2 protein-coding genes are annotated in these 3,510 nt (G+C 61.4%); both read left to right on the plus strand.

Going from position 1 to position 3,510, the window contains the following annotated elements; translation table 11 throughout:
- Positions 1 to 347 precede the first annotated feature (347 nt).
- Positions 348 to 2,477: a reverse transcriptase domain-containing protein gene (locus tag ACIBAF_RS49130; RefSeq protein ID WP_399473368.1), complete on the plus strand. Its 2,130-nt coding sequence runs from the start codon at positions 348 to 350 to the stop codon at positions 2,475 to 2,477.
- 26 nt (positions 2,478 to 2,503) lie between these two features.
- A complete protein-coding gene (locus ACIBAF_RS49135; RefSeq protein ID WP_399473370.1) occupies positions 2,504 to 3,367 on the plus strand; it encodes an IS3 family transposase in 864 nt (287 codons plus the stop codon).
- Positions 3,368 to 3,510: the final 143 nt, after the last annotated feature.

Genomic DNA, 3,510 nt, shown 5'->3' on the forward strand with positions numbered 1-3,510 from the left:
AGTACTTTCTGGGGGCGGCCATGGTCGATGTTCCTCTCATGAGAACCATCTGACCCTCTGTCAACACACTCCGCATCTCGGGGGAACCTCACCGTGAGACCGGGCAACTTCCATGGCATGGGTCACCGCCCAGTGAGGGCGGTCAAGGAGATGAGTGGGCGGCCTACGTCGTGCTCGATACGTACAGCGAAGACGTACCACGGGATCGCCTAAGGGGCGCGAGCCCTATGGCGACGGAGTGCCCATAGTAGTCGCCGGAGTAATGACCGGCCATGAGGTCCGGGAAAGCCGGAATGAGGGCGAAGGGGCACAGGTAGTCAGGAAGTTCAGACGGGGAGGGATGCGCAATGCAGACAGCTGAAACCGTGCTGAACGCCATCCGGGAACGCGGCAGGCGTGGTCTGCCGTTGGAAAGGTTATACCGGCAGCTGTTCAACGAGGAATTGTTCCTTCTGGCCTACGGGCGTATCTACTCCAACAAGGGTTCGATGACGCCAGGGGTCACCAGAGAAACTGTTGACGGCATGTCACTGGCCAAGATTGAAAGGATCATCAAGGCTCTGCGTACGGAGTCCTACCGGTGGTCTCCGGCCAGGAGGGTGTATGTCCCGAAGAAGATCGGGAGGCGCCCTTTAGGCATGCCTCCGTGGTCGGACAAGCTGGTCGCGGAAGTGGTGCGTCTGCTTCTTGAGGCGTACTACGACGTTCAGTTCTCCGATCGCTCCCACGGTTTCCGCCCCAAGCGGGGCTGTCACACCGCGCTGGATGAGGTGGTGTCGGTCTGGAAAGGAACACACTGGTTCGTCGATGGCGACATTTCCAACTGCTTTGGGAGCCTTGACCATTCGGTCATGCTCTCGACGCTGGCGGAAAGGATCCACGATGGGCGGTTCCTGCAACTGATCGACCGGATGCTCAAGGCCGGATATCTGGAGGACTGGCGGTGGAACGACACGCTCAGCGGCTATCCGCAGGGCGGTATCGCATCACCGATCCTCTCCAATATTTATCTGGACCGGTTCGACCAGTTCGTTGAACGGCAGTTGATACCGGATTACGACCGGGGCAAGCGGCGGGGCAAGAACCCCGCGTACCAGGACGTTGAGAACCGGATCGCGAGGGTCAAGCGGCACGGCGATCGGGCGGCGGTGCGCGCGTTACGGCGCGAACGCCGCACCCTGCCGAGCCAGGACCCCGACGATCCCGGCTATCGACGGCTCCGATACGTGAGGTATTGCGACGACTTCCTGCTCGGGTTCGCCGGTCCCAAGCACGAGGCCGAGGAGATCAAGGAACGGATCCGGGAGTTCCTGCGTGATGAACTCAGGCTGGAACTGTCCGAACCTAAAACCTTGGTCACGCACGCAACCAGCCAGGCGGCGCGCTTCCTCGGTTACGAGATCAAGGCCCAGCACGGCGACACGAAGATCACTCGGAATCGCCGCGCGGTCAATGGAGCCATCGGTCTGTTCGTGCCCAGGGACGTGATCCGGGATCGGTGCGCTCGCTATATGAGCAAGGGGAAGCCCGCTCAGCGCGGTCCGCTACTGCACGACGAAGACTTCACGATCGTCGCGAAGTACGGATCCGCCCATACCGATGCCGCGTGGGTCGTGTTGTATGTGAAGCGGTGGCTTGCCGCTCCACTGCAACTTCCCGACGGCACCTTGCGGCAGCGAGATCGCGGAACCCCACAGGGATCGGCGGTTTCTCCCGTGTTGGCGAATCTGTTTCTGCACTATGCGTTCGATCTGTGGCTCTCCCGGAACTTTCCGGACGTCGAGTTTGAACGCTATGCGGATGACGCAGTCGTGCACTGCGACTCCGAACGCCGGGCCCGTGCGGTCCTGAAGGCGATCGGGGACAGGATGGAAGAGGTCGGTCTGCAACTGCACCCGGCCAAGACCCGGATCGTGTACTGCGGAAGGGATGGGCGCCACGACGGGGTCGCGGCAACGTCGTTCACCTTCCTCGGTTTCACGTTCCAGCGTCGCCCAGCGCGAGGCCGGAACGGAAAGATCTTCACTTCATTCCTTCCGGCGCCCAGCAAGGACGCCCTCAAGAAGATGAGCGTGGAGGTCCGTTCCTGGCGTCTCCATATGCACATCGGCTACACCCTCGGCGAGTTCGCGCGATGGCTCAACCCCATCATCCGCGGCTGGATGCAGTACTACGGTGCCTTCTATCGCACCGAGCTGTATCCCCTCCTCAAGCGCATCAACTACTACCTGATGCGCTGGGTCCGTAAGAAATACCGACGGCTGAAGACCTTCAAGAATTTTCACCGGCGATGGAAGCAGGTCACCACGCGTACCCGCTCTTCTTCGCCCACTGGAAATGGGTCCACTCGATCTGGTGACCAGGATAATAGGAGCCCGGTGACGGGAGACTGTCACGCCGGGATCTGTGGGAGCCCGGGGGTGAAATCACCCCGGGCCACCCGACCCGCAGCGTACTTCGCGAAGGATCCCCGGTAGCAAGCAAGTACGAGTTCATCGACGAGATGCGACTCGACACCGAGAAGTACGCATACAGCGTCGAGTTCATGTGCGGTCGACTCGGCGTCTCCAGATCCGGCTACTACGACTGGAGATCTCGCCCGGAATCCGCGACAGCTCAGCGGCGTGAAGAACTCAAATTGCTCATCGAGAAAGCCTTCGACATGTCCGACAGCACCTACGGGCACCGGCGCATCCAGGCTCAGCTGCACCGCTGGGGCGTCGCCGCGGGCGTGGAGCTGGTCCGCCGCCTCATGCGCGAACTGGGTCTGGTTCCCTGCCTGCCACGGCCGAAGAGGTTCAGCCTCACTCGGGCTGCGGCCGGCGAGGTGCCGGACCTCGTCGGCCGCGACTTCACTGCGGACGCGCCCGGAAAAAAGCTCGTCGGCGACATTACTTATATCGCAACCGGGGAAGGCTGGCTGTACCTCGCAACGGTCATCGACTGCTGCACGAAGGAAGTTATCGGCTATGCGATGGACGACAACTATCAAACTCCACTGATATCCAGGGCAATTCGCAACGCGGCACGGAACAGGCAGCTCTCGGCCGGTGCCATATTTCACTCCGACCGCGGAAGTAACTACATGTCAGCCGAGTTCGGGAAGACGCTCGACCAGTTCGGACTCCGCAGGTCTTCCGGTCGCACCGGGATCTGTTTCGACAACGCCATGGCCGAATCATTCTTCGGCGCCCTGAAGAACGAGCGTGTATCGAGGGTGATTTACCTGACCCGCGAGGCCGCCCGGCAAAACATCACTCGCTACATCGAATTCTGGTACAATCGCAAACGTCTCCATTCGGCGGTGGGTTACCGCCCTCCGCGCGAAGTCCACACCGAGTACGAGATGTTGCGAATCGCCGCGTGAAATGAACGGCCAGAAGCCTGTCCGGGAAACGCGTGGCCCCTCACCCCCCAGGGGCCGTTGCGTGATCACGTTTCGTCCGGAGTGTCGTGCTAGCCCGTCCTTGGAGGGGACATCCCGGTTCGGGCGGGTGGGGGACGCAGTGC

This window comes from Streptomyces sp. NPDC051677 (assembly GCF_044453465.1).
Lineage (GTDB): Bacteria > Actinomycetota > Actinomycetes > Streptomycetales > Streptomycetaceae > Streptomyces.